Raw genomic sequence first — 23,934 nt, 5'->3', positions numbered from 1 at the left:
CGATTCCCATCGACAACTCATGAAAACAGACACCATTTTCTACAGCCTGTTTCAAGAATTCCCTAGCTTCTTCTTTGAACTAATCGATCGCCCTCCAGACGAAGCCGCAGCCTACGAATTCACCTCCCGCGAAATCAAACAACTCGCATTCCGCATCGATGGCTTATTTCTCCCCACCACCGAAGAACCGGAAAAACCATTTTACTTGGCAGAAGTTCAGTTTCAACCCGATCCCGACTTGTACTACCGCATCTTTGGCGAGCTCTTTCTCTATCTGCGACAATACAAACCCGTCAATCCTTGGCGCGTCGTTGTCATCTATCCCAATCGCCGCATCGAACACGAACAGATGCTGCAATTTCAGGAACTCCTAACCAGTCAGCGGGTGCAACGGATTTACCTCGATGAATTGCCAGAAACCGCCGATCGCTCCCTGGGAGTGAAAGTTGTTAAACTGGTAATCGAGCCAGCAGAGACAGCAGCAGAACAAGCACGACAGTCGATCGCCATGGCCCGACAGCAGTTGTCCGATCCCACCGTTCTACGCGATTTAATTAACCTGATCGAAACAATTATCGTCTACAAACTCCCCCTAAAAAGCCGCGAGGAAATTGCCGCCATGCTAAATTTAAGCGAACTCAGACAAACTCGATTTTATCAGGAAGTCAAGCAAGAAGGTTTAGAAGAAGGACTCGAACAAGGACTCGAGCAAGGTGAACGGCAGGCGAAGTTAGAAGCCATTCGTCGGATGATCGCGTTTGGAATGAATTTAGAGACGATCGCCCAATTATTAGATCTGTCTGTTGAATTTGTGCGGCAAACAATTCACAAAATCCAACGGGAATCGATGTCACTCCCCGAACAAAAGATTGACTCGTTTATCGAACTGTTAACCCAACAGCGATCGCTCTTTTCTGCCACACAATTAACTGAACTAGCGCAGCTAATTGAACCTTTATCTGATGAGAGCGATGTCCTTTCCGAAACGATTTCATCCTGGGCTGAAAATTACCCTGCAATTCAGGAAGCTCAAGCTATACTCCTAGAACCACTACTGCCGATCGCCAAAGCATCAGAAACACCCGCAGCAAGCCCAGAAAGCGAATCTCCAATGGGCGATCGCCTCAACAAGCAAGCTCTCAAAAATGCCATTTTATTGTAATAATTCGGCGGTTGAAACCGCTACTACACAAACAAAGCCCGCCTCCGCGGGCTAAGAAATAAAGCGGATATTTTACCCAAATTGCAAGGCTCTTGTAGGGGCAATCCCCCCGTGGTTGCCCTAGCCCTAGGCATAGTGAGTCAGTCCTCTAAAAAACAAAATAGTCAGAGTCCCGATTTCTTGAAGAAGTCGGGACTCTGACAGTGAAAAGGTTTAGATTACTTTCTCGTTTAGTCTGCCGGTGCGAGCGAAACTAACAGGGTGATGTTGTCAACGCCGATGACAAAAACCGTGTCTCCTGGTGTTAAAGTGATTTGGCGATCGCACCGTGCGGGCCACCAGCTACCTTGGAAACGAACGCGACCAGTTTGATTGGGGTAAATCGATTCATCGACAACTGCTTCTTCGTTGAAGTAGTGGAAATTGGTATTGATGTAGTTGTCGATTAACATATTATGTGCTGTGATGTATTTTTGATTAGAAAAAATAGAACCGAAAGCTTTTACTACGTTCAACATTTCCCTGACTCCTTTGTTGTTTATATATGTGAAAATTTAATGGTCGGTTTATGCTATTTGAGAGGCTGCCTTTCCTCGATTGCAATTGATTACTTTTTCTGGTTGTTCGCGCTTTAATTTAGTCTGCCGGCGCGAGGGAAACCAAAAGAGTGATGTTGTCAACGCCAATCACAAAAACCGTGTCTCCTGGTGTTAAAGTGATTTGGCGATCGCACCGTGCGGGCCACCAGCTACCTTGGAAACGAACGCGACCAGTTTGATTTGGGTAAATTGATTCATCGACTACTGCTTCTTCGTTGAAGTAGTGGAAATTGGTATTGATGTAGTTGTTGATTAACATATTATTAGCAGTGCTGTAATTTTGAGCGGAAAAGATAGAACCGAAAGCTTTTACGACGTTGAACATATCCCTAACTCCTTTTGTGTTAATATAGGATGTAATTTTGTTTGTATGCAATTTAAAAGGCTGCATTTCCAGGGTTGAGATTATTTATTCCTGATATTTCATTGTTCTTGCTTTACCTCCTTTTTTCAGGAGATAATTCAAATAAATTTTGAAATACTTAAGGAAGTTGCCCATCTGTTTATAAAAGTCCTAAATCTACTAATTACCAGGGATGGAATTAAGGATTTAGTTGTTGTGCAGTTAGTGGTATTTACCTCAAGGTTGGATGTTGTTAGCTACATTAGAGATTGAGTGATTCCGCATTACTGAGACTAGGAAAATATTTTATTTTTCGGTTGGCTTTTTTTGAGTGGGTTGTGACTCACTTGCTTTACATTTACTAATTTGCCAGGAGTCTAAGGTATTTGGTGCGATCGCCTGTCCACTTTCGAGTCCTGGTATTGGCACAGGACAATTTTCACCGGGCAAACAACGATTTTATAAGGTTTTTCGGCTAGATAACAGCCGTAGTGCTGTGCCACTTACGCCCAGTGACACAGGACTAGGTAAATCATCAACTTACGCAATCGGGAGCTCCAAACCCGGAATATCCGTAAATTAGACATCTGTTAAACAGCCTTTGATATCAATTCCGGTTGTATCGGAATGATTTAACCGCGAAGGCGCGAAGTACGCGAAGCAAGAGAAGAGAGAGTTTAATACAAGACGATGAAGAGAGGATTTTATATCAATTGGCTACAAATTACCCACAGCATCTAAATCAGCCGGTTTTCTAGGCACAATCCCTCTAGAAACGCCCCTATCGATCGCCTAAGTCTATCTACTTATCATCAGTCAACCTCTCCCATAATTACCGTGGAACAGGCATCCAGCCTCTTCAAGACAAGGTTTTTAGGAGATGTCTAGTCTCTAAAATTTGTTTGATACTGCTTATTTCTACAGCACTAGGGACGAGTATGGCAGTTTTTCTAACTTCTCTGCTCACGGCTTTGAGTTAGACGGCGAATACTGGCCAACTAGCGAGCATTATTTTCAAGCACAAAAGTTTCCCGGTACGCCTCATAGCGATCGCATTCGCCAACTAAAAACACCAAAAGATGCAGCGACAATGGGGCGCGATCGCACTCTTCCCCTGCGTTCCGATTGGGAACAGGTGAAAGATGAGATTATGAAAAAAGCTGTCCTGCGGAAATTTGAAACTCATGGGGAAATTCGGGAAATTTTACTAGCCACTGGTGACGAGGAAATAGTGGAAAATTCACCCATTGATTACTATTGGGGTTGTGGCAAAGATGGCAGTGGCAAAAATATGTTGGGACAGATACTGATGGCTGTGCGCGAGATATTGCGATCGCGCACGTCAGACTAGAATAAAACTCACAGGTTTCTGGATTTAGTGTTATTGGTTGAGAGCATTTGGATCTTCCCCCAACTCTCGCAATCTAGCTGCTAGTCGATCGGCTCGCTGACGTTCCTGTTCCGCCTGTTGTTGAGCAGCTTCTGCCTGTTGTTGAGCAGCTTCCTCCGGTAACAAAACTAAATTCCCAAATTCGTCGAAAAAACGCACCCAAATTGCTGTTTCTCGATCGACTGTTCCTTCCCAAGTTCCCAACCAAAAACCCAAGGTTTCGCACCACAGCCAACCCCGCTCATTCGCCACTAACGGTTCATAGCCCAAGCCGGGATTTAAACGCCATCCTTGCAAAGAATTTGGATCGAAAGGATCGAATATAAAATAATCAGGAGTCCTAAAAATCCGCTCATAAATATCCTTTTTTACTCCTTTGTCTGCACTAGCAGTTGACGGCGACAGCAGTTCCACAATCACATCCGGGTAACGTCCATTTTCCTGCCAAACAACCCAACCTTGTCGAGTAGGAGTGCTGTCAACATCCATAACCGCAAAAAAATCAAGTCCTCGAAAATCGCGATTGCGAAGCTGTTCGGCGCTGAAATAAATAAACATATTACCGCCCGCAAAAAAATCGCTGCGGTGAGCTAAACCTTGCTCTAAAGAACGAATTAAAACATTCATACCTATGCGGTGGCGGTTGCTTTCCATTTCTGCACCATCATCAAAAATTAAGTCTATCGGTGGCTGATTTTCTGCGAAGAACAAATCTTCTTCTGTCAAAATTTGATCGGCAACTGATTCAACAGACATCGTACCATCTCCCGATTTAGTTTTATCGATGTTTCTATTCTACAATGTCACTTGTCAGAACTCACAGATGCGGCCATCGGACTCTTCTTAAGGAAGAAGTTTCAGATTTTTTTATATTTTTTTATCGCATTCTTCTCGTCCCCAGGATCTGCCTCCCGTGAGTCTGAGATAAGCGATGTAGAAAGCTGCGTTAAGCTTGGACTAACGCAGCCTTGAGGTTTGAGTTCAAGCAAGTCTCCAATACTTATCTTTTGGAAAATAAATGAAGGCAACATTCACAAGAATTGATTTATCTTTTTTGCCTGTCGAGTAAATTTGCCATGTACCTGTGGGAACCTCCCGCAAATACGGTTTATTTTGCCTTAGCCGATCGTAGATTGAGCTTTTTGAGCATTTGGTATATTCGGCGGCACGTTCAACAGTGCAGCCAATTTCTACCGAAACTGCGATCGGCTGGGTGAACAGATTTAACTGTTCGCTGTTATAATTAGTCATGAGAAATCCTCGGTCTGTATAGACCATAAACAACATCAGAGTGCTACTGGTTGCAGCCAGCGGCTCTCTAAAACTGATAAGCAATTGAAAGCGTCTCTAGTAACAGCTAGGGGCGCTTGTTTGCTTGTTAAAGGCAGTTTAGCACTGCTTTAAAAAATATACAATAAAAATAACGTACATTTTGGGAACCTATGGTAAATTAGAATTACAAACGGTAAAAACCTTGTATAACAAGCATTTCATGGAAAACAGAGCGACACGAATTTCTCGTTCCCAGTTATTATCCAGGGGGTTGACGGTATGAAAGGCACACTTCTCTCTCGCTTCACGCCGAGTCTGATGAAGCACGAAGATTTAGAGGAGATGTTGGTGCAGCGTCACGATTTGGCTTCCGAGCTAGTCGAGTCAATCCGCCTGAGCATCCTCAAGCCTCAGCAGCAGCATCACCTATTGATTGGGATGCGAGGTATTGGGAAGACGCACTTAGTTTCGCTAATGTATCACCGCGTCTCCAAAATGGAGGATTTGCGGGAAAAAGTGCTGATTGCTTGGTTGCGGGAGGAAGAGTGGGGCGTCACGTCGTTTCTCGATTTGCTGCTGCGAATTTTGCGATCGCTCCAATCAGAATATCGGGATGAATACAATGCTAAATTGTTCGATCGCGTAGAATCGCTTTACAATGAATCGCCCGACACCGCTCAACAGACAGCAGCAGAATTACTGAAAGATTTTGCGGGCGATCGCACTCTGCTTTTACTGGTAGAAAACCTGGATGATTTATTTGAAGGATTGGGCGACAGCGGGCAACAGCAATTCCGAGACTATTTAGAAAATTATCATTTCTGTACGATTTTCGCGACATCTCAGCATTTATTCAAAGGAATCGAGCATAAAAAAGCCGCATTCTACAACTTTTTCAATCTCCATTATTTAGAAAAGCTAAATTTAGATGAAGTTGTCTGCTTGTTGAAAAATATCGCTAAATTAGAGGGTAACAAAGAACTAGAATTATTCATAGAAACACCAACGGGAGGCTCTCGAATTGAAGCAATCCATCAATTGGCTGGCGGCAACCATCGCGTTTATATGATTTTTGCGGAATTTTTGACTCGCGACTCGCTCGATCGACTGGTAAAACCCTTTTTGCAAACCCTGGATGAATTGACACCGTACTATCAGGCGCGGATGGCGTGGCTTTCGCCGCAGCAACGCAAGATAATTGAATTTTTGTGCGATCGGCGCGGGGCTGTGATGGTTAAAGACATTGCCCGACGCTGTTTTATGACGCATCAGACAGCATCCAGCCAACTCAAACAACTGTCGGGAATGGGTTATGTGAGGAGCGAATCGATCGGGCGCGAGTCGTATTATGAAATTCAAGAAGTGCTGATGCGCTTTTGCATGGATGTGAAGAAGCATCGCGGCGAGCCGATTAGTTTGATTGTGGATTTTTTGCGGTTGTGGTACACGCAAGAAGAGTTGAAAGGGCGATTGGATCGCTTGGGAGTAAGATTTAGTGCGAGCGAGAAAGAGCTAGTTGATAATAGTTCGGAAAAAAGTCATTTGAAGTATCAGCTAAATCTGGAAACACTACCGCCTAATGCTGTATTTGAGCTCGAATATCTGTTGTGTGCGCTTGGGCCAAGGGAAACAGATGATTGTGAAGACTCTCGCGTGGCAGCTTGCGTGCGGGAAATTGAAAATTGCAAAGAGAAGAAAGACTATGTTTCTGCTTTGAATCTAGCAAATAAACTGGTGGTAATTCGTGGTAAGGCACGGGATTGGTTGGAAAAAGCAAATTGCTTGCATAATCTCGAACGTTATGATGAAGCATTAGAATCCTTCGATAGGGCGATCGAACTTGACCCCAAGGATAAGTTAGCTTTGGTGAGGAGAGGTGATTTACTCAACAATAATCTCCAACGCTATGAAGAAGCCTTAGTATCATTCGGTCGCGCAATAGAAGTTGACGCCAATTATCGTCCTGCTTGGGCTTTACGAGGCAATGTACTGGATAACCTCAAGCGTTATGATGAAGCATTAGCATCTTTCGATCGGGCGATCGAACTTAATGACAGCAGTCAGTATATTTGGTTTTTACGGGGCGAGGTACTCAACAATCTCAAACGCTATGATGAAGCATTAGCATCTTTCGATATGGCGATCGAACTTGACGAAAATTATCTGTGGGCTTGGGTTGTAAGAGGCATTGTACTCAACAGCCTCAAACGCTACGATGAAGCTTTAGCGTCTTTCGATCAGGTGATCGAACTTGACGCCAATTATCAGTATATTTTTGTTTTACGAGGCGATGTACTCAACAGCCTCAAACGCTACGATGAAGCTTTAGAATCCTTCGATCAGGCGATCGAACTTGATGCTAATTATCAGTCAGCTTGGGCTAGCCGAGGCAATTTACTCAACAACCTCAAACGCTACGATGAAGCTTTAGCATCCTTCGATCGGGTTCTCGAACTTGATGCTAATTATCAGTCAGCTTGGGTTAAACGAGGCTATGCACTTTACCACCTTAAACGCTATGATGAAGCTTTAGAATCCTTTGAGCTGGCGCTCGAACCTGATGTCAATGATCGATGGGGTTGGCTTTTACGAGGCAATTTACTCCACTACCTCAAACATTATGAAAAAGCCTTAGAATATTACGATAGGGAGATCGAACTTGATGACACCGTTCCGTTAACTTGGGCTACGCGAGGCGATATACTAAAAGACCTCAAACGCTATGAAGAAGCTTTAGTATCTTACGACAGGGCGATCAAACTTGACGACAACGATCGCTTAACTTGGGTTTCCCGAGGCGATGTACTCAACAACCTCCAACGTTATGAAGAAGCTTTAGTATCTTTTGATCGCGCCCTCACACTTGGGCCAGATTTATATGCCTTCAACCGCGCTATCCCCATTCTCGGATTGAATCGTTGGGACGAAGGTATCGCCGCCTTAGATGACGCCTTTCAAAGCGTTGAATCTGACGATGAATCTGATGCACACGATGCCAAATTAATTATCAACAACCTCTTCGCAAATCAGGATGCAGCGATATGGAAACCTCGCATCACCAGCCTAATAGCAGTTTACGAAAAACACAAATATCTCTCAATCTTAGGACAAGGAATTGTGCGAAACATCCCCGCGCTAATGTCAGAAATGGTCAGCGACAAAGCCGCCCGCACTTGGTTAGAATTGTGGCAAGAACCAACCAGCAACTACGAACAATTCCAAATTCCCATGCGCCTGCTGAATGCGGCTGTCCGCTATAAGGAAACCAAGGGCGACAGACGAGTTTTGCTAGAACTTCCCATAGAAGAACGCCATTTATTAGAACCGTTGGTATCAGAAAAAATAGAATAAGCGATTGGAAATTGCGCTTACAATTCAGACCCCCGGCGATTGGAAATCGCGGCTACACAAACGATGTCCGCCTCCGCGGACGGAAGAAAAGAAATTCAACCCGCGGAGGCGGGTTTTGTGTGTGTAGACGCGGTTTCAACCGCCGGGTTTATTCAACCCGCGGAGGCGGGTTTTGTATGTGTAGACGCGGTTTCAACCGCCGGGTTTTTCCTGCATCGGGAGACTTGGAAATTTATCGTCCCGATGGATTGAAATTTTTGTCTTATGTGGAGTTGTCAAGACAAATGGAACAAGAACGACAGGAGAAAGAGTTATACCAATTTCATAAAGTAGCGCTACATATCTACCCCCCCAACCCCCCCTTATTAAGGGGGGGCTAAGAACTACATTTGTAGTAGGACTTTATGAAAATGGTATTAGTAAAGCAAAAAGCCGATCGCCTTTCTGAAAAACTCCGAGAAATGGGGATAAATCCAGAGGAAATTTGAGACTTTTATAGTCCTGGAATCACGGGTTGTCAGAAACCGGGTTTTCCACCGAATCTGCGGGCTGTAACCAAGTATTATCTTAAAAAAGCCGGTTTCTAGGCCCTCATATCTTAACTATGCAAAATCCCCGCCAAATAGCCTTTATCGCCCTCCGCGAAGTCCACCGCCGCGGTACATTTGCAGATGTCGCCCTCGATCGCACTTTTCGCAATTGTCAACTCACCGACCTCGATCGCCGTTTAGTCACAGAATTAGTCTATGGTAGTGTCAGGAGAATGCGCGCGATCGACTTTATCATCGACAAACTAGCCACCAAAAAATCCTCCCAACAACCGCCAGAACTTCGCACCATCCTACATTTAGGCTTATATCAACTCCAATATCTCAACCACATTCCCCCCTCCGCCGCCGTCAACACCACAGTTCAACTAGCAAAAGAAAACGGCTTTTCAGGACTCAGCAGTTTTGTCAATGGTTTGTTGCGGCAGTATATTCGTTTAACCCCCCCAACCCCCCCTTACCAAGGGGGGGCTAAGAGTCATCCTAATTCTCCTCCACAACCAGAGACTCCTACCCCCCCAACCCCCCCTTACCAAGGGGGGGCTAAGAGTCATCCTAATTCTCCTCCACAACCAGAGACTCTTACCCCCCCAACCCCCCCTTACCAAGGGGGGGCTAAGAGTCATCCTAATTCTCCTCCACAACCAGAGACTGAAAGCACATCTAATCCCCCCCCTTACCAAGGGGGGGCTAGGGGGGGTTTAAATCCTGAACCACAACCAGAGACTGAAAGCACATCTAATCCCCCCCCTTACCAAGGGGGGGCTAGGGGGGGTTTAAATCCCGAACCACAACCAGAGACTGAAAGCACATCTAATCCCCCCCCTTACCAAGGGGGGGCTAGGGGGGGTTTAAATCCCGAACCACAACCAGAGACTGAAACCACCTCTAATCCCCCCCCTTACCAAGGGGGGGCTAGGGGGGGTTTAAATTCCTTAAAACTACCAGAAAACCCCATCCAACGCCTAGGAATTCAGCACAGTTTCCCCGACTGGATAATCGAAATGTGGATCGAAGAACTAGGCGAAACCGAAACAGAACAACTCTGTGAATGGTTCAATCAATCCCCCACAATTGACCTCAGAATCAATCCTTTAAAAAGCACAATTGACCAAATCGAAACCGCCTTCCAAGCCCAAAACATCAGCGTTAGCAGAATCCCACACTTACCCCAAGCCCTAAGACTAAACAGCAGCAGTGGCGCAATTCAAAATCTCCCCGGATATAGCGAAGGTTGGTGGACAATCCAAGATAGTAGCGCTCAATTAGTCACCCATTTACTCGATCCGCAACCGGGGGAAACCATCATTGATGCGTGCGCCGCACCGGGAGGAAAAACTACCCACATTGCCGAATTAATCGGAGATACAGGTACGATTTATGCCTGCGACAAAACTGCAAATAGACTCAAAAGACTTAAAGAAAATGCAGACAGACTCCAGATGAAATCAATCCAAATTCATACCGGAGACAGCCGTCATTTTCCTGAGTTTATTAACCTCGCAGACAGAGTTTTATTAGATGCACCTTGTTCGGGCCTGGGAACCCTCCACCGCCGCGCCGACGCCCGTTGGCATCACACAGCCGAAAACATCCAACAACAATCCCAACTGCAATCGGAATTGTTAGCAAATTCAGCGACATTTGTCAAGTCCGGCGGCGTTTTAGTTTACGCAACTTGCACGATTCATCCTTTAGAAAATGAACGAGTTGTGCGATCGTTCTTAGACAGCAATCCTGAGTGGCAAATCGAACCGCCCACCATAGATTTACCAGTACAGCCATCACCGGAAGGATGGGTAAAAATTTGGCCCCATCGCCATCAAATGGACGGCTTTTTTATGGTGCGGTTAAAACGAGGTGAGAAACCAGGACTTTAGTGCTTATTGTGGGGGTTCTTGATAATTATTGGGTTCTTGATAACCAGGATCTTGCCACTCGCGATGCCTAGGTTCAGGATTAGGATTGTAAGGGACGATCGCACCATCATCATTCACAATCATGCCACGAATAATCCGATTTGGCTCCACCCGTTTGGCCTTAATACTACCTTTGCGGCCCTCCAACTTCGGCAACTTGGGAAATTCCTCAACCGGCATTCCCTTGACAGCTTGACTCATAAAATCGCGCCAATTGTAAGCAGCCGTACCGCTAGTTCCCCCGGTGGGATAGTTGTCATCATTGCCTAACCAAACCCCAGTCACAACCTGGGGAATGTAACCAATAAACCACAAATCCCTGACTTTTTCCGAAGTACCGGTTTTGCCCGCTACAGCGCGATCGTTTAAAGCCGCAGGGCCACCTGTACCCCCCTGCACCACACCCTGCAACATCCAAGTAGTAATAGCAGCACTATCCTTATCCAAAACCTGCTTCGGTTTAAAATTAGCCTGATAAATCACATCTCCTCGTTGATTAATCACGCGACTAATACCGTGGGCTTCAATAAAATTACCCTGGGCCGCCAAAGTCCCGTAAGCATTAGTTAACTCCAGCAAATTCACCTCAGAAGAACCCAAAGCCAGGGAATAAATAGGACTCAATTTAGATTTAATTCCCATATCGTAGGCTAATTTGATTACAGGTTCAAACCCGACATCCATCAACACCTTGACAGCCACCACATTCACCGAACTCGTCAAGGCATCAGAGATCGATCGCCAACCGCTAAACTTTTTGCCATAATTATTCGGTTGATAGCCATCGATAATAATTGGTTCGTCTTCATAGCTGTCATAAGGCGAAAAACCAGCCCCCATCGCCGTGGCATAAACTAACCCCTTAAAAGTCGATCCGGGCTGGCGCAAAGCCTGAGTAGCGCGATTAAACTCACTTTCCTGAAAATTTCCACCTCCTACCAGGGCCTTCACTTCCCCAGTTTTAGTATCCATAGAAACTAAAGCCGCCTGTTCAAAACCCTGACGGCGGCCATCAACTTCGATCGCACTTTTAATCACCTCTTCAGCGATTTGCTGCCACTTCAAATCCACCGTCGTCTCAACAGTCAAACCACCAGCTTCCAAAGCATCCTGAGAAACATAGCGTGGCAATTCCTTTCTAATGTAACTCGAAAAATAAGGCGCAGTCACTTTAAAACGCTTTGGTGGACTTTGTTTAACAGTCAAAGGTTCCGCCATCGCTTCCTTAGCTTGAGCCTCAGTAATTACCTTCGCTTCTTGCATTTGTCCCAGCACAAGATTGCGACGCTTCTTCGCAAAATTCGGATTAACCAAAGGCGAATATTCACTCGGTGCCGGAGGCAAACCCGCCAAAGTTGCCATTTCGGCCAAAGTCAATTTATCAACGGTTTTGCTAAAGAAAACCCAAGCTGCATCGGATACTCCGTAAGAATCAGAACCCAAATAAACCAGATTCAAGTATCGTTCTAAAACTTGTTCTTTACTCAACTCTCGCTCAATTTTCTGAGCCAAAAGAGCCTCCCGCAGCTTCCGTCGAATACTTCTTTCCTGATTGAGAAAAACAACGCGAGCTAATTGTTGGGTAATGGTACTGCCGCCCTGGACCAAATCTCTCGCCAGTAAATTAGAAACAATCGATCGCACAATACCTTGATAATCCACACCGCGATGTTCGTAAAAACGGCGGTCTTCTATAGAAATAAAAGCTTTAATCAACAGATCGGGAATTTCTTTAAGTTTCAACTTATCTCTAGTTGCAGGCCCCGATTGTAACAAAATTGTATTATCTGCTGCCTTAATTGTCAGCGTCCCATCGCGATTAAAAGCCGACAAATCATTAACATCCGGCAAACTTTTATCTAAGGTGTGCAAAATCCACAAACAGTAGATTAAAGCGCCACCGCCAATACTAGCAACACCGATTCCTACCCAAAATTTAGGGCCACGGGACAGCAGTTTTTTCAACTTTCCCTGTAGTTTCCTATTTTCGGCTAGTTCGATATTTTCCCCTAGTTCATTATTTTCTGCTAGTTCGTTATTTTCTGCTAGTTCGATATTTTCCGCTAGTTCGGTACTTGCAGGTAGTTTGCTACTTGCCGATTTTTTAGGCAATTTAGCATCCAACAAATTCAACCGAGGCTGGAATAATTCTTTTCCCTTTGCTTGCCAACTGGTAACTAGATCTTCAATTTCCAGCCACACTATTAAGCGCTTCAACCCTTCCCAATCGCGCTTAACTATGGGATAGTTATCAGTTTCCTGTTCTAATTCCGACTCTGTTGGAGGTGCTGGATCTTCTGGTGCCAGATACTCCCATTCTTCCGCCGTTGTCCGTGTAGAAAATTCCGCCTCCGATGACGGCGATTCGAGTTCATTGTCCTCTGCTGTCTGGGGCGATTCTGCATGGGAATTGCCACTTATTGCGTTAGTGACTTTGCTCAACTTATCTTTGATGTTTGAGAAAAATTCTGCCACGTTTAGACCTTCACACCTCATCAATTTAAATTAAAAATTAAAAATTAAAAAGGCTGTTCCTTTTCAATTTTTAATTTTTAACTTGACATTTTTCTTCAATACAATTGCACTGATTTTTGACTGCGGGATTTTGGATTAAAAATTATTTAATTCCAAAGCGCCCACTCAGAACTTTGCTTAAGCAGCATGACCAAGTGCCAAAGCTGCTACCAGCATACCCAACACCAGGAAAGGCTGAGCACTTGCCTGATATTTAACATCATTTTCCAGAGGATTCCGTAAAAAATACATATCCTGAAAAGTGATTTGGGGCACAATCAGCAGCAGGAGAATGACAGCGTACAGATTTTGGTGGATGCTAATCAAGTAACCTGCAATCCCGGCTTGAAATATGTCGATCGTCAACACGCAGATCCAAGCTGCGGTGCCGATGCCAAACATCACTGGCAAAGATTTTAACCCTAATTGGCGATCGCCCTCAACACTTTTAAAATCATTAACGATCGCAATTCCCAGCCCAGCCAAACTGTAAAACAGGGTCAAAATCATAATCGTGGGATCTAGTTTACCAAACAAAGCTTGACCAGCCCACCAAGGCAAAGCAATGTAACTAGCACCCAGGGCATAATTTCCCAACCAACCATTCTGCTTGAGTTTCAACGGTGGCGCAGAGTAGATATAAGCTAAAAATGCGCCGACGAGAGTCAAAACAGTCATGGTGGGAAATTCATGACCAGCCCACAAGTCTAGAGCATAAGCGATGCCGATGCCTGCGGCTAATAATACCAAAATTTGCGCGACTACTTCGGGAATGGAGATCAGCCCGGAGGGAATTGGACGGTAGGGTTCGTTAATGGCATCAATTTCGCGATCGTAGAAATCGTTCAAAGTTTGAGTATAACCAGTCAGCAACGGACCTGACATCAACATACAAGCTGCGGCGATCGCAAAATTTTCGAGATTCCAGGTATAGTGACCAGAAGAGGCCGCCCCGCACACCACGCCCCAAATCAGGGGAATCCAGGTAATCGGCTTCATCAGTTGCAAGCGAATCTTCCAAATGGAAGTTTCCCCCGTAGCAGCCCCTTTCATACCCAACAGTTGCCTAGTTTTGGCATTCCGGTTGTCTGTAGCTGCGCTTTCTGGGGATTCTGGGGAAATTGGGGATGGAGGAGAGTCAGACATAAATGTGATTTTAGGGGTATCCTACTGTCGTGTCGATCGGCGTTGCAATAATAATTCTGTAGAATAGCATCAATATTCCCAGCATTGTGTAGTCCAGGATTTTTAGATACCTGACTTCGCAGAAGTTGTCGGGGATCTGGGTATTATATTTTTTGAGGTGGGGTTAACTATGCTAGTTTTCAGTCATCCCATCTGACAAAAAGTCTGGCAAAAAATTAGAATCTAAAACCTCAGCATAAGTGTAAACACACAATTGCGGAAATGTCTCTAGGGACAATCCAGTTTCAGCACTTGCTTGTTCTATTGCATCCGAATAGCATTCAGAAAACACTTCTTCCAGATAGGGTTTGAGACTGGGGGAATCCTGGAGACTTTTGCGAAGGCGTCTACGGTGTTCGGCTATAGTACCTTTCCAACTACCGCTTCTGCGATCTGGTTGAAATTCCCACTTTAGCAAGTGCATCAGAAGTACCACAAGATTACTCTCCAAACTCCGCCGTTCAGTTCGTCCCATGTCTTCTATTTCTGCAATCATATTTTCCCAGTCAATGTTTGAATAATCGCGAAGCCGCAACTTTTCCACGGTAGTTTCAATCCATTTTAGGTAGTCTCGATCGTACAATTTTTGTAGATTAACATCGAGTTTTGCCATCGTCATATTTTTTAGAGTCGAGGATGTACAGATAACTAACATAAATGGCGGTAGGAATCAAAAGGCAGCCCCGTGCGTCGCTTCACCTCAACAACTGATTTATATTCGCCTTTAATCTGCCTTTCTGTAACTATTTTCTCTGCTACAACTCTGTCTAAGCCACTGGCTATTAATTCCTCCACCGAAAATACATTTAATCGTTTCCAAGTAAAACTTGCTTCTTTGCGATAATTATAGCTAAAGCAAATCATCGGGGCGATGCGTCTGACGTGACTAGCTGGAACTCCTGCTATTTCTGACAACTCTTCGGCGTGAGTAAAAATATATCCTTCATTTTGCAAAGATTCAATATCATTAGCATAGACGATTGGCAATCCCAAAACTCTCACCAAATCATCTTTGGTACACTCATTAATATCTATTTTGCCGCGTATATTTGCCAACTCTTCTGCACTTGTTGCACTTGCAGGAACCAGTAAACCTCTGGGTGCTGTTTTGATGAGATAGCGTTTTTTCAAAGAAAATGCAGTGACAATTTGAGCTATCCAAACCAGCAGGCCCAAATTAGCTGAAGCCGATAAGGCTACTGCGGCTAAAGTAAAGCCAGCGCCCCACCCGATCCAACTGCGAATATTTGTTTTTTGGCCTGCATAGACGATCGCCAATCCGCCGAAGTAGGGAATAAAAGAATACCATACCCAATAGGGAGTTTGACGCAGCCAGTGTAAATCTTGAAACACTTTAATTTTATCCTTAAACAGTTGTTATTTTACACTCATTCTTATCCCACTCTTTGAAGGGCGGGTTTCCTGCTTCCTGCTTCCTGCTTCCTGCTTCCTTCTTCCTTCTTCCTTCTTCCTGAAGCGGTTCCTGAGCGGAGTCGAAGGGCCTGCTTCCTGCTTCCTTCATAATTAATTACAAATCTCGAAGTAATTTGAGGCGTTTTTCTTCATATTCTTCTGCTGTAATTGCACCCATATCATAAAGTTTTTTGAGATCGGCGATCGCCCCAGTGACATCTGTTGCCGATCGCAGGAAGCGGCCCGATTGCAACATACCTGGATTGTACTGTGCTTGAAAAGCTGGTTCCGACATCAGTAGCAAGCCTAGAAAATCAAAAAATGCGATTACTGACGGAATAAATGTCAGAGAGAATAGCAAGTATAATACCCCGGCTAAATTATTTCCCAAATAAAACTTGTGGGCTCCAAAGCCTCCTAAAAAGAAAGCCAACAAAACTGCTACTGTTTTATCTTTAACCATTTTTTTGTGTACCCCATTTTTTAAGTGTCACTGCAACTACCTGGCTGGGTAATCTTACTAATCTTGACTCATTTATTTTTAGATGTACGAAACTTAGACATCGCAAAATACAGCAAAACTATACCGGTTTGAGCTTCGAGAATCACCAAGTAGCCTCTCCAGAAATAATTGAGTTCGGTTGCTGAATTCAGAGAAAATAATAAAAGACCGAAGGCTGCGTAGGGTAAGAAACGCATCCAAGTCCGCGTTCCCTCTAACTTGTGGCTATTAAAATTGCTCATTGCGTTCAAGCCTGATTCTTACTTAAGATCTACAGAAAAATTGGCTAAGTTGTCAAGTTGCGTCCTGTACGATCGCGCGAGCTAAAAAGCACCGACCAAGATCTAACTCCAATGTTAACGCAAGTTTTTCCGCTCAGCTTGAGACATGGCATCCTAAGCAGCCTAGAGTGCTTAGGATATTTGCCAAAACAGCAAGGGGAATTAACAATTATTCACAAAAGCCCGAATTAACTCCCGCCGCCCAAAAGAAACAGACTCAGGAGAGTGCCGCTATTCCAGAGACTATGGAGTAGCATGGGAGCAAGGAGATTGCGCGATCGCGTGTACACAAATCCCAACACCGCCCCCAAAGTCGCCAAAGGCAGAATTTCCGACACGCTCAAGTGAGCCACAGCAAACAACAAAGCAGAAGTGGCGATCGCCCCCCAAACAGGCAAATAGCGAGTCAGAGAAGGCAACAGAAAGCCCCGAAACATAATTTCCTCAAAAACCGGAGCCGCGATCGCCGCCGTGGCAAAAAACACCGCCAAAGCCAGGTTATCCTTACCTTCAAGGACGATCGGCAAAATCGGATTACTACCACCTTGTCCCTGCCATAATTGCTGATTGATCAGCGACACCAAAACTACCAAAGGTAAAGCCACAAAATAGCCACCAAAACCCCACCAAAACCAATTTCCCCGCCAATTAATCCGAAACCAACTTTCAGGTAAAGGCAAAAAAGACCTTACAGAAAAATACAATACCGAAAGTCCCCCCGCCGACAATAATAGATAAGTAGTAAAGATATAAACAGCCTTACTACGCGGGTCAAAACTAGCAGGATTTAAATGAAAAACCGACAGAGAAAGTGGCAACAACAAATAGGGGATCAAGATTTGTCCCACAAAGAAAAAGCCGACCACAAGTACCTGCCAAACAATCTCGCCATCCCAAGGAACATCCCAAATCAAGCTAGAATTTTGAGCCAAAATTGGTCCAGAACCCGTTGGTTGTAACTGCTTTCGTTGCAACAACCACTGCACGGTCAAACCAGCCAACAACACCGTACCTATACAAAGTCCGATCCCCGGAATTCCAATCACAATCGCCAACTTTTCCACAGAATTTTCAGCGATGATTTGTTCAGTAGATTGCAGCGATACCAGGTCTTGAGAACGCTCCTGTAACTTATAAAGTTGAGCCAGACTACGATAGCGAAACCAACCATCTAAAGACTTTTGAATGCTCGATTCAGCATCGGGTAAAAGTTGAGGTGGATTGCTCCAAATTCCCTTTAAAACTGGAGCAGCTTGAGTGGAAGGGTCAGCATTAGTTTGAGTCTTGTATCTATCGATTAAATCTTGCCAAGTTTGCAGAGCTAGATCAACTTTACCCGTACTTGCCTGCAAAATTCCCACCCGCAAATCAAGCTCGCTTTCCAGAGTTGACAACTTGTTGATTGAATCTTCCAGAGCATTATCCTGAGCAAATTTTATTTTTTTTGCAGTAACATCTGAAGAAGCGTTTGGAGTTTCAACTTGTTTAAATTGTGATTGAGTTGTGCTGAGAGTTTTCTGAGTCGAGGTTCGCGCCTCTTGATACTGAGCTAAAGCCGTATCTAAAGGAGCCGAACCGATAATAGTGTTGCGAGCTGAACTTAAATTAGAATTAGAATTATTTTCCCCCTGCCACTCCGAAGCATGAAGCAGTAAATTTGTCTGATAGAGTTCCAGCCGACTTTGAATTTGTGGCTCATTCCAGCTAGCAAGTAAAGACAAACCGACCAAGGCGATCGCGATCGCTGTTAAAATACCTAAAAATATCCGCTTTAGTGTCATTATGCCTGTTCCGTCCGGCGCGTATCCGTGCCTAAGTCTATTTCGTCTTTAATCATAGGCGGTTGTTAGCGAGAGTGTCCCCGGAACTGGTAAAATTTTTAGTGGCTCATCTTTTGAATCGTTTTAAGCCCCAGATTTATGCCCAGGCTAAATCTAAAATCTAAAATCTAAAATCTAAAATCGAATGACTACTCGCGTTATCTTAGTCCGTCACGGCCAAAGCACTTACAATCAAGAACGCCGTATCCAAGGCCGTTTGGATAAATCAATTTTGACAGAAGCAGGGCGCACCGCAGCCCTTCAAGTAGGCGAAACGCTCAGCAGTATCACCTTTGATGCCGTCTACAGCAGTCCCCTGCAACGAGCCAAAGAAACAGCAGAAATTATCATTTCGCGCTTGACAAATCCGCCACAACTCCAACCAACAGATCAATTGATGGAAATCGATTTACCTCTGTGGGAAGGAATGCTACGTCAAGATGCGATCGACCAATTTCCAGAAGCCTATAAATCTTGGCAGCAACATCCAGACAAATTTTCGATGAAACTGCCATCAAACGAAGCAGAAATCGAACACTTTCCCGTATTGGCAATTTTTGCTAACGCTCGGACTTTTTGGAAAGAACTATTATCTAAGCATAGTTCCGGCACAATTCTAGTAGTAGCCCACAATGGCATAAACCGCGCTCTGATCGCCACAGCATCGGAAATTGCTCCCGCTTACTATCAATCTATTCAGCAGTCAAATTGCGGGATTAGCATTATCAATTTTGGGACTTCTCCTGTTTCTACCAGTGAGCAAAGTGAGCAGCAACAGAAAGTGGCAGTTCAACTAGAATCCTTGAATTTAACAGCTCACACAGGAGAAATTTTTCCGAAGCCTAGGGATGGAAATCGCGGGCCACGTTTATTGCTGGTACGTCACGGCGAAACTGACTGGAACCGAGCGGGAAAATTTCAAGGACAAATAGATGTACCGCTCAATGATAATGGTCGCGCACAGTCTCGCAAGGCGGCAGAATTCCTGAAGAATGTAAAATTAGATTTTGCCATCAGCAGTTCGATGTTGCGCCCCAAGGAAACAGCCGAAATTATTCTCCAATATCACCCAGACTTGAAGTTAGAACTCCGCGATGAGTTAAGAGAAATCAGTCACGGATTGTGGGAAGGAAAATTTGAGTCAGAAATAGAATCATCCTATCCAGGTTTGCTGCAAGAATGGAAAACATCTCCTGAAAATGTGCAAATGCCAGACGGGGAAAATTTACAAGAAGTTTGGGAAAGAGCGATCGCCTCTTGGCGAGATATAGTAAAATCAGTTTCAGGTACAGGGATTGTGGTTGCTCATGATGCGATAAACAAGGCAATTCTCTGTCATTTGTTCGGCTTAGAACCAGAACACTTCTGGAAGTTCAAACAGGGAAATGGTGCGGTTAGCGTGATAGATTATCCCCACGGCCCAGAAGGTTTGCCAGTATTGCAGGCGATGAATGTGACAACTCATTTGAGTGGTAGTGTTTTTGACCAAACCGCGGCAGGTGCACTGTAGAAATCAACAGTTAAAACTTGAATTATCAGAAAAATGAGGTATGGTTAGTAATCGATAATTCGTTATCATCCGCATACCTCACTTTTCTCTTTCTCTGTGCTCTCTGCGCTCTCTGTGGTTAAATAATTCTTAATGGATTTTTACTTAGGCATAGATTTTGGTACAACAGGAGTGCGATCGACTGCGATCGACTCCCGTGGTAATATACATTATGAGAAGCAGTATAATTTTAGTCAAGACGACCCAGCATCAGAATTAACATTGCGCTGGCAAAATGCACTCTGGGCGGTAATCGAGCAAATTCCCTTAGCCCTTCGCACTCAAATAAAATCCATCGCCATTGATGGCACTTCCTCCACGGTGATGCTATGTGATACCAAAGGTATACCCGTAGAGGAGCCAATTTTATACAACGATGGACGCGGTGTGGCGGTACTCGATCGACTGCGGGCGATCGCACCAGCCCATCACACGGTATTAAGCCCCACATCAAGTCTGGCAAAACTCCTGTGGTGGTTAGAGTGCAAGGAAAAAGACACAGCCCCTAGGGAGTGTGTTCAAACTTTCAAACCCGGAGATCCCCCCCAGCCCCCCTTAACAAGGGGGGGGAATTCACTCAAAGTCCCCCTTATTCCCCCCTTGGGGGGGGCTGGGGGGGGTGGGGATTTAGGGGGATCTCCGGTGCAAACAGCCCCAAGATTTTTCCTGCATCAAGCGGATTGGTTAGCCTTTTTGCTACACGGAAGATTGGGAATTAGCGACTATCACAATGCTCTGAAATTGGGTTACGATGTTGCGAATTTGTGTTATCCCCATTGGCTGACAGAGGGAATTGCGGGTGTTTCTGGGTCGATCGCCCCTATATTACCGCAAGTTGTCGCACCGGGAACGCCGATCGGACCTGTGACAGCAGAAATAGGCGATCGATTTGGCTTTCCCCGCGACTGTATCGTTTGTGCTGGTACAACCGATAGCATAGCAGCCTTTTTAGCTAGCGGCGTCAATTCTCCGGGGGAAGCAGTAACTTCTCTCGGTTCAACTTTAGCCCTCAAACTGTTAAGTTATACCCGTGTAGATGATGCCACCTACGGAATTTATAGTCATCGTTTCACTTCCCCTTCACAAGGGGGTGCTGGGGGGGATTTGTGGTTAGTGGGAGGCGCTTCTAATACCGGAGGTGCTGTGCTGCGCCACTTTTTTACTGATATTGAATTGGACAAGTATAGCCAACAAATTGATCCCCATCGACCGAGTTTGCTAGATTATTATCCATTGTTAAAAAAAGGCGAGCGTTTTCCCAATAACGACCCAAATTTGCTCCCTAGATTAGAACCTCGTCCTGCTGAGGCTGTGAATTTTTTGCAGGGTTTGCTAGAAAGTATAGCCCGGATTGAAGGGCGGGGATATGAATTATTGCAGGAGTTTGGTGCAACTCCTTTGACAAAGGTTTATACGGCTGGTGGTGGGGCAAAAAATCAGGTTTGGGGTGAGATCAGAAAGCGTTATTTGAAAGTTCCTGTGCTAACTCCGGTTCATACTGATGCTGCTTATGGAAGTGCATTATTAGCTAGGGGGAAAATCAACCAGTTTTAGATTGGATGTTATTTGGTCGAGGTTTGTCTATGGATGATTTTACCACAGAGAGCGCAGAGGGCGCAGAGGAATAGAAGAGAGAGATGATATTATTGACAACTTCTATACTTAGATTTATAAATCTTCTGAATAGCCCGATCGCACTTAAGTTCAATTGCCAAATCCACTCTCGCCCCACGAGCAACCATCGACTTAATAAATAACTCTGGATGCAGCGCTTTCCAAAAATATTCCACAAACCGATTAATTTCCAACTCAGTCATTCCCGACTTCCCCCTCGCCATCATTTCCTGTTCCGCCTGATTGCGCCAAACTTTAGAAACACGATAATCTTGGGGATACAAAACTATCAATCGATCCAGGCGATTCCACAGCGGTACATAATCCGATAGTTTAGCATTCATATCACGAGCAAACTGTCGATCGCCCTCTGTGCAAATTGGAAACGGCGCACCCTCCAAAAACTCATTCAATTGTAGCTCATCCACCGGCTCTACACCCACAAACCAGCCTTCAAACAGTACAATATCCACATCAGAAACATTTTCAGGGGAAATTCTATCTCCTGCACCCCCCCAAGCAGACTTATCAAATCGGGGTATTTTGATATTTTTAACTGATGCTAATTCTTGTTTCCGATTGGAACGCAACTGATCCAAAACAGAAATGCCCAATTCAATATCGTGAGTTCCAGGTGGTCCCCGCCAAATCAACCGTGGGTCTTCTTTTTGGAGTTTGAGGCGATCGGCATAAGTCTTGTAAAGGTCATCTAAAGAAAGGCTGACAGTAGAATAGCCCAATTTCGCCAAAATCAGCCGTAAAACCTCAGATAAAGTTGTTTTCCCCGTTCCTTGCCCTCCCAAAATCCCTTGAATTAAAGGACGTTTTAAACTTTGTGTTTCAGACGACAATTTCATGACCAACGGCAGCGAAAGAACCCACAAATTTTCCAGAAAATTAGTTGACTTTGCGGGAAAAGTATGTAATAAGTTAATAACAGAAAAGAATAAATCGGCTTTGTGCCGAACAACCTCAGCCGCATTTTCGGGAGTAATGCCAAAAGCAGGCGATCGCAAATCATCAGCAAGTTCCCACAGGGCTAACTGCTCGAAATCACGTTGGATCGGGGAATTTCCAGCTCTCCATCCTTCTAAAATTTCCACAAGCGTTAAAGTCATAGCAACCTATTCTCAAAACTCACAGCTTTTTAAATCAAAAATGATATCTGAACCTTGTCGGTAATTAGGAAGTTTTTAATTCCTAAAACCATCGATATTATTTTGTTGTGCTTCTTCCTTCTTCCAGAATTTCCCCCATCCCCCCTTGGGGGGGGGCTAGGGGAGCTAGGGGGGTAATATCAAATCCGGTAACATCGGAATTATTCATCTCTCTTATCTCCCTCTGTGTTCTCTGCGTTCTAGTAAGGTTAAATCATTCCGATGCAGCCGGAAACGATATAACTTATTCCTGAATTTCCTCCATCCCCCCTTGGGGGGGGTAGGGGGGGTCGGACGTTACTTATTCCTGAATTTCCTCCATCCCCCCTTGGGGGGGGCTAGGGGGGGGTAGGGGGTCACTAATTCCTTCTCAAGAACCGAGCTTGAAAGCTTCCACAAATAAATTGTAAATCACACCAATTTTCAGAGCATTGAGCAAATCGACCCACAGAGAACGCACCTCCGGCTGATTGCCACGATAAACAAATCGGTTAACCAATTCAGTCAAAAAAACCAACCAAGCAGCAGCGACAATATCCCAATCAGCAGATTGTCCCGCAATTGTAGAAATAGCTGTTCCCAAAAAATTTCCGAATAGCAGAGTAATCATAAACAGCGAAATCCGTCGCCAAGGATTACTCACCCAGCGTCTGAATTGCTGAGCGAGAACATCAATAAATCTATTTATTCGGGTATTTTGCATAAAAAACAGTAATTACTATGTGCCACCTATTTTTAAATCCTAAAATCTATGAAAATTAAAATTTACCAGATAGTAACTGGATTGTCGATCGTCCTGATGACAGCACTCTTCCTAAGACGTTTTGAAATCACCATCGCCAACAACTCCACCCTACCAAACAATTTACCACCGACAGCCACCGTACTCCCCCCAAGCACCACCGCCAGCCCAGAAATAGTAAGTCCACCCAAACCCAAGCCCACATCAACCCCGAACCCACCAGAAGAAATCAGCAATGCCTCATCAATACCTCAAAACGTCGAAGCCATAGGCACTTTGCGCGTCAGTAACCGCAGCGAACACCCAGTGCGAGTGGCCCTGTTGGCCAAGGGAGAAGCCGAAAAATCCTACAACAAACCCGCCCACTGGGACTTTGCACCAGGAGAAGGTGGCGGCAAAGGACTGATGCTCTCGCTTCCCGAAAGAAAACTCAAAATCAAACAAGGAGACATTCTGGTTGTCTTCGCTCAAGATGGTTCTCGCCGCTACTGGGGGCCCTACGTCGCCGGAGAAACAGCCTCCCCCGCTTGGAACACCAAAGCCGGAGAATGGCAATTAATTTTGTCACCCTGA

At 44.8% G+C, this 23,934-nt stretch carries 21 protein-coding genes and 2 pseudogenes; 8 read left to right on the top strand and 15 right to left on the bottom strand.

Translation table 11 applies throughout. The features are described 5' to 3' along the window. Positions 1-19 precede the first annotated feature (19 nt). The gene (locus tag P2A85_RS05895; RefSeq protein ID WP_377478063.1) at positions 20-1,162 is read left to right on the top strand and encodes an Rpn family recombination-promoting nuclease/putative transposase; all 1,143 of its coding nucleotides are present in this window, start codon (positions 20-22) and stop codon (positions 1,160-1,162) included. 230 nt (positions 1,163-1,392) lie between these two features. On the opposite strand, the gene P2A85_RS05890 is transcribed toward P2A85_RS05895, so the two are convergent. From P2A85_RS05890 to P2A85_RS05880, 3 genes are all read right to left on the bottom strand, one after another. After that, entirely contained in the window at positions 1,393-1,680 is a 288-nt protein-coding gene (locus P2A85_RS05890; protein ID WP_340523814.1) for an NfeD family protein, read from the bottom strand. Positions 1,681-1,798: 118 nt separating this feature from the next. After that, positions 1,799-2,086: an NfeD family protein gene (locus P2A85_RS05885; RefSeq protein ID WP_340523812.1), complete on the bottom strand. Its 288-nt coding sequence runs from the start codon at positions 2,084-2,086 to the stop codon at positions 1,799-1,801. 324 nt (positions 2,087-2,410) lie between these two features. Then, positions 2,411-2,533, bottom strand: coding sequence for a hypothetical protein (locus P2A85_RS05880; protein WP_377478062.1), 123 nt, complete (start codon positions 2,531-2,533; stop codon positions 2,411-2,413). A 469-nt stretch (positions 2,534-3,002) separates the two neighbouring features. On the opposite strand from P2A85_RS05880, the gene P2A85_RS05875 reads away from it, so the two are divergent. Beyond that, a complete protein-coding gene (locus P2A85_RS05875; protein WP_377478061.1) occupies positions 3,003-3,455 on the top strand; it encodes an NADAR family protein in 453 nt (150 codons plus the stop codon). Between the two features lie 30 nt (positions 3,456-3,485). Here the strand turns inward: P2A85_RS05875 and P2A85_RS05870 are convergent, their stop codons facing one another. Next, positions 3,486-4,250 carry a Uma2 family endonuclease gene (locus P2A85_RS05870; RefSeq protein WP_377478060.1) on the bottom strand — a complete coding sequence of 255 codons (765 nt, stop codon included), beginning with the start codon at positions 4,248-4,250 and terminating at the stop codon, positions 3,486-3,488. A gap of 225 nt (positions 4,251-4,475) precedes the next feature. Continuing rightward, positions 4,476-4,745 (bottom strand): hypothetical protein, encoded by a 270-nt coding sequence (locus P2A85_RS05865; protein WP_377478059.1) that lies wholly within the window; start codon positions 4,743-4,745, stop codon positions 4,476-4,478. 300 nt (positions 4,746-5,045) lie between these two features. On the opposite strand from P2A85_RS05865, the gene P2A85_RS05860 reads away from it, so the two are divergent. The 3 genes and pseudogenes from P2A85_RS05860 to rsmB form a co-directional block, all read left to right on the top strand. After that, a complete protein-coding gene (locus P2A85_RS05860; protein ID WP_377478058.1) occupies positions 5,046-8,117 on the top strand; it encodes a tetratricopeptide repeat protein in 3,072 nt (1,023 codons plus the stop codon). Between the two features lie 604 nt (positions 8,118-8,721). Beyond that, positions 8,722-9,090 (top strand): annotated as a pseudogene (locus tag P2A85_RS05855) (transcription antitermination factor NusB); the annotation flags it as partial. Between the two features lie 507 nt (positions 9,091-9,597). Continuing rightward, a pseudogene (gene rsmB, locus P2A85_RS05850) lies at positions 9,598-10,545 on the top strand (16S rRNA (cytosine(967)-C(5))-methyltransferase RsmB); the annotation flags it as partial. A gap of 3 nt (positions 10,546-10,548) precedes the next feature. Here the strand turns inward: rsmB and P2A85_RS05845 are convergent. The 8 genes from P2A85_RS05845 to P2A85_RS05810 form a co-directional block, all read right to left on the bottom strand. Then, positions 10,549-13,080, bottom strand: coding sequence for a transglycosylase domain-containing protein (locus P2A85_RS05845; RefSeq protein ID WP_377478057.1), 2,532 nt, complete (start codon positions 13,078-13,080; stop codon positions 10,549-10,551). A 156-nt stretch (positions 13,081-13,236) separates the two neighbouring features. Then, entirely contained in the window at positions 13,237-14,244 is a 1,008-nt protein-coding gene (chlG, locus tag P2A85_RS05840; RefSeq protein ID WP_341732498.1) for a chlorophyll synthase ChlG, read from the bottom strand. Between the two features lie 172 nt (positions 14,245-14,416). Beyond that, positions 14,417-14,896, bottom strand: a complete 480-nt coding sequence (locus P2A85_RS05835; protein ID WP_377478056.1) for a DUF29 domain-containing protein — start codon at positions 14,894-14,896, stop codon at positions 14,417-14,419. Between the two features lie 35 nt (positions 14,897-14,931). Further along, a complete protein-coding gene (locus tag P2A85_RS05830) occupies positions 14,932-15,636 on the bottom strand; it encodes a helix-hairpin-helix domain-containing protein (RefSeq protein WP_377478055.1) in 705 nt (234 codons plus the stop codon). Positions 15,637-15,649: 13 nt separating this feature from the next. Further along, positions 15,650-15,805: a hypothetical protein gene (locus P2A85_RS05825; RefSeq protein ID WP_377478054.1), complete on the bottom strand. Its 156-nt coding sequence runs from the start codon at positions 15,803-15,805 to the stop codon at positions 15,650-15,652. A gap of 6 nt (positions 15,806-15,811) precedes the next feature. After that, positions 15,812-16,159 (bottom strand): NINE protein, encoded by a 348-nt coding sequence (locus tag P2A85_RS05820; protein WP_341732495.1) that lies wholly within the window; start codon positions 16,157-16,159, stop codon positions 15,812-15,814. 68 nt (positions 16,160-16,227) lie between these two features. After that, positions 16,228-16,440 carry a hypothetical protein gene (locus tag P2A85_RS05815; protein ID WP_340525292.1) on the bottom strand — a complete coding sequence of 71 codons (213 nt, stop codon included), beginning with the start codon at positions 16,438-16,440 and terminating at the stop codon, positions 16,228-16,230. Positions 16,441-16,667: 227 nt separating this feature from the next. Continuing rightward, the gene (locus P2A85_RS05810) at positions 16,668-18,260 is read right to left on the bottom strand and encodes a CPBP family intramembrane glutamic endopeptidase (RefSeq protein WP_377478053.1); all 1,593 of its coding nucleotides are present in this window, start codon (positions 18,258-18,260) and stop codon (positions 16,668-16,670) included. Between the two features lie 184 nt (positions 18,261-18,444). Between P2A85_RS05810 and P2A85_RS05805 the strand changes: the two genes are divergently transcribed. Beyond that, positions 18,445-19,809, top strand: a complete 1,365-nt coding sequence (locus tag P2A85_RS05805; RefSeq protein WP_377478052.1) for a histidine phosphatase family protein — start codon at positions 18,445-18,447, stop codon at positions 19,807-19,809. Positions 19,810-19,941: 132 nt separating this feature from the next. Beyond that, positions 19,942-21,402 carry an FGGY-family carbohydrate kinase gene (locus P2A85_RS05800; RefSeq protein ID WP_377478051.1) on the top strand — a complete coding sequence of 487 codons (1,461 nt, stop codon included), beginning with the start codon at positions 19,942-19,944 and terminating at the stop codon, positions 21,400-21,402. Between the two features lie 89 nt (positions 21,403-21,491). Here the strand turns inward: P2A85_RS05800 and P2A85_RS05795 are convergent, their stop codons facing one another. Continuing rightward, positions 21,492-22,580 (bottom strand): glycerate kinase, encoded by a 1,089-nt coding sequence (locus P2A85_RS05795; RefSeq protein ID WP_377478049.1) that lies wholly within the window; start codon positions 22,578-22,580, stop codon positions 21,492-21,494. A 409-nt stretch (positions 22,581-22,989) separates the two neighbouring features. Further along, entirely contained in the window at positions 22,990-23,322 is a 333-nt protein-coding gene (locus P2A85_RS05790) for a DUF565 domain-containing protein (protein WP_377478048.1), read from the bottom strand. Between the two features lie 48 nt (positions 23,323-23,370). Here P2A85_RS05790 and P2A85_RS05785 point away from each other — a divergent pair, with 48 nt between their 5' ends. Beyond that, complete coding sequence (locus P2A85_RS05785; RefSeq protein ID WP_377478047.1) at positions 23,371-23,934, top strand: hypothetical protein; 564 nt, start codon at positions 23,371-23,373, stop codon at positions 23,932-23,934.

Source organism: Microcoleus anatoxicus (assembly GCF_042465725.1).
GTDB lineage: Bacteria > Cyanobacteriota > Cyanobacteriia > Cyanobacteriales > Microcoleaceae > Microcoleus > Microcoleus anatoxicus.
Note: the sequence above shows the minus strand (reverse complement) of the source record. Positions and strands in the feature narration are given on the sequence as shown.

Excerpts from the sequence above, each read along its gene's own strand:
- P2A85_RS05895 (WP_377478063.1), top strand. The coding sequence starts at position 20 with ATGAAAACAGACACCATTTTCTACAGCCTGTTTCAAGAATTCCCTAGC.
- P2A85_RS05890 (WP_340523814.1), bottom strand. The coding sequence starts at position 1,680 with ATGTTGAACGTAGTAAAAGCTTTCGGTTCTATTTTTTCTAATCAAAAA.
- P2A85_RS05885 (WP_340523812.1), bottom strand. The coding sequence starts at position 2,086 with ATGTTCAACGTCGTAAAAGCTTTCGGTTCTATCTTTTCCGCTCAAAAT.
- P2A85_RS05870 (WP_377478060.1), bottom strand. The coding sequence starts at position 4,250 with ATGTCTGTTGAATCAGTTGCCGATCAAATTTTGACAGAAGAAGATTTG.
- P2A85_RS05865 (WP_377478059.1), bottom strand. The coding sequence starts at position 4,745 with ATGACTAATTATAACAGCGAACAGTTAAATCTGTTCACCCAGCCGATC.
- P2A85_RS05860 (WP_377478058.1), top strand. The coding sequence starts at position 5,046 with ATGAAAGGCACACTTCTCTCTCGCTTCACGCCGAGTCTGATGAAGCAC.
- P2A85_RS05845 (WP_377478057.1), bottom strand. The coding sequence starts at position 13,080 with ATGAGGTGTGAAGGTCTAAACGTGGCAGAATTTTTCTCAAACATCAAA.
- chlG (WP_341732498.1), bottom strand. The coding sequence starts at position 14,244 with ATGTCTGACTCTCCTCCATCCCCAATTTCCCCAGAATCCCCAGAAAGC.
- P2A85_RS05835 (WP_377478056.1), bottom strand. The coding sequence starts at position 14,896 with ATGGCAAAACTCGATGTTAATCTACAAAAATTGTACGATCGAGACTAC.
- P2A85_RS05825 (WP_377478054.1), bottom strand. The coding sequence starts at position 15,805 with ATGAAGGAAGCAGGAAGCAGGCCCTTCGACTCCGCTCAGGAACCGCTT.
- P2A85_RS05820 (WP_341732495.1), bottom strand. The coding sequence starts at position 16,159 with ATGGTTAAAGATAAAACAGTAGCAGTTTTGTTGGCTTTCTTTTTAGGA.
- P2A85_RS05815 (WP_340525292.1), bottom strand. The coding sequence starts at position 16,440 with ATGAGCAATTTTAATAGCCACAAGTTAGAGGGAACGCGGACTTGGATG.
- P2A85_RS05810 (WP_377478053.1), bottom strand. The coding sequence starts at position 18,260 with ATGACACTAAAGCGGATATTTTTAGGTATTTTAACAGCGATCGCGATC.
- P2A85_RS05805 (WP_377478052.1), top strand. The coding sequence starts at position 18,445 with ATGACTACTCGCGTTATCTTAGTCCGTCACGGCCAAAGCACTTACAAT.
- P2A85_RS05800 (WP_377478051.1), top strand. The coding sequence starts at position 19,942 with ATGGATTTTTACTTAGGCATAGATTTTGGTACAACAGGAGTGCGATCG.
- P2A85_RS05795 (WP_377478049.1), bottom strand. The coding sequence starts at position 22,580 with ATGACTTTAACGCTTGTGGAAATTTTAGAAGGATGGAGAGCTGGAAAT.
- P2A85_RS05790 (WP_377478048.1), bottom strand. The coding sequence starts at position 23,322 with ATGCAAAATACCCGAATAAATAGATTTATTGATGTTCTCGCTCAGCAA.
- P2A85_RS05785 (WP_377478047.1), top strand. The coding sequence starts at position 23,371 with ATGAAAATTAAAATTTACCAGATAGTAACTGGATTGTCGATCGTCCTG.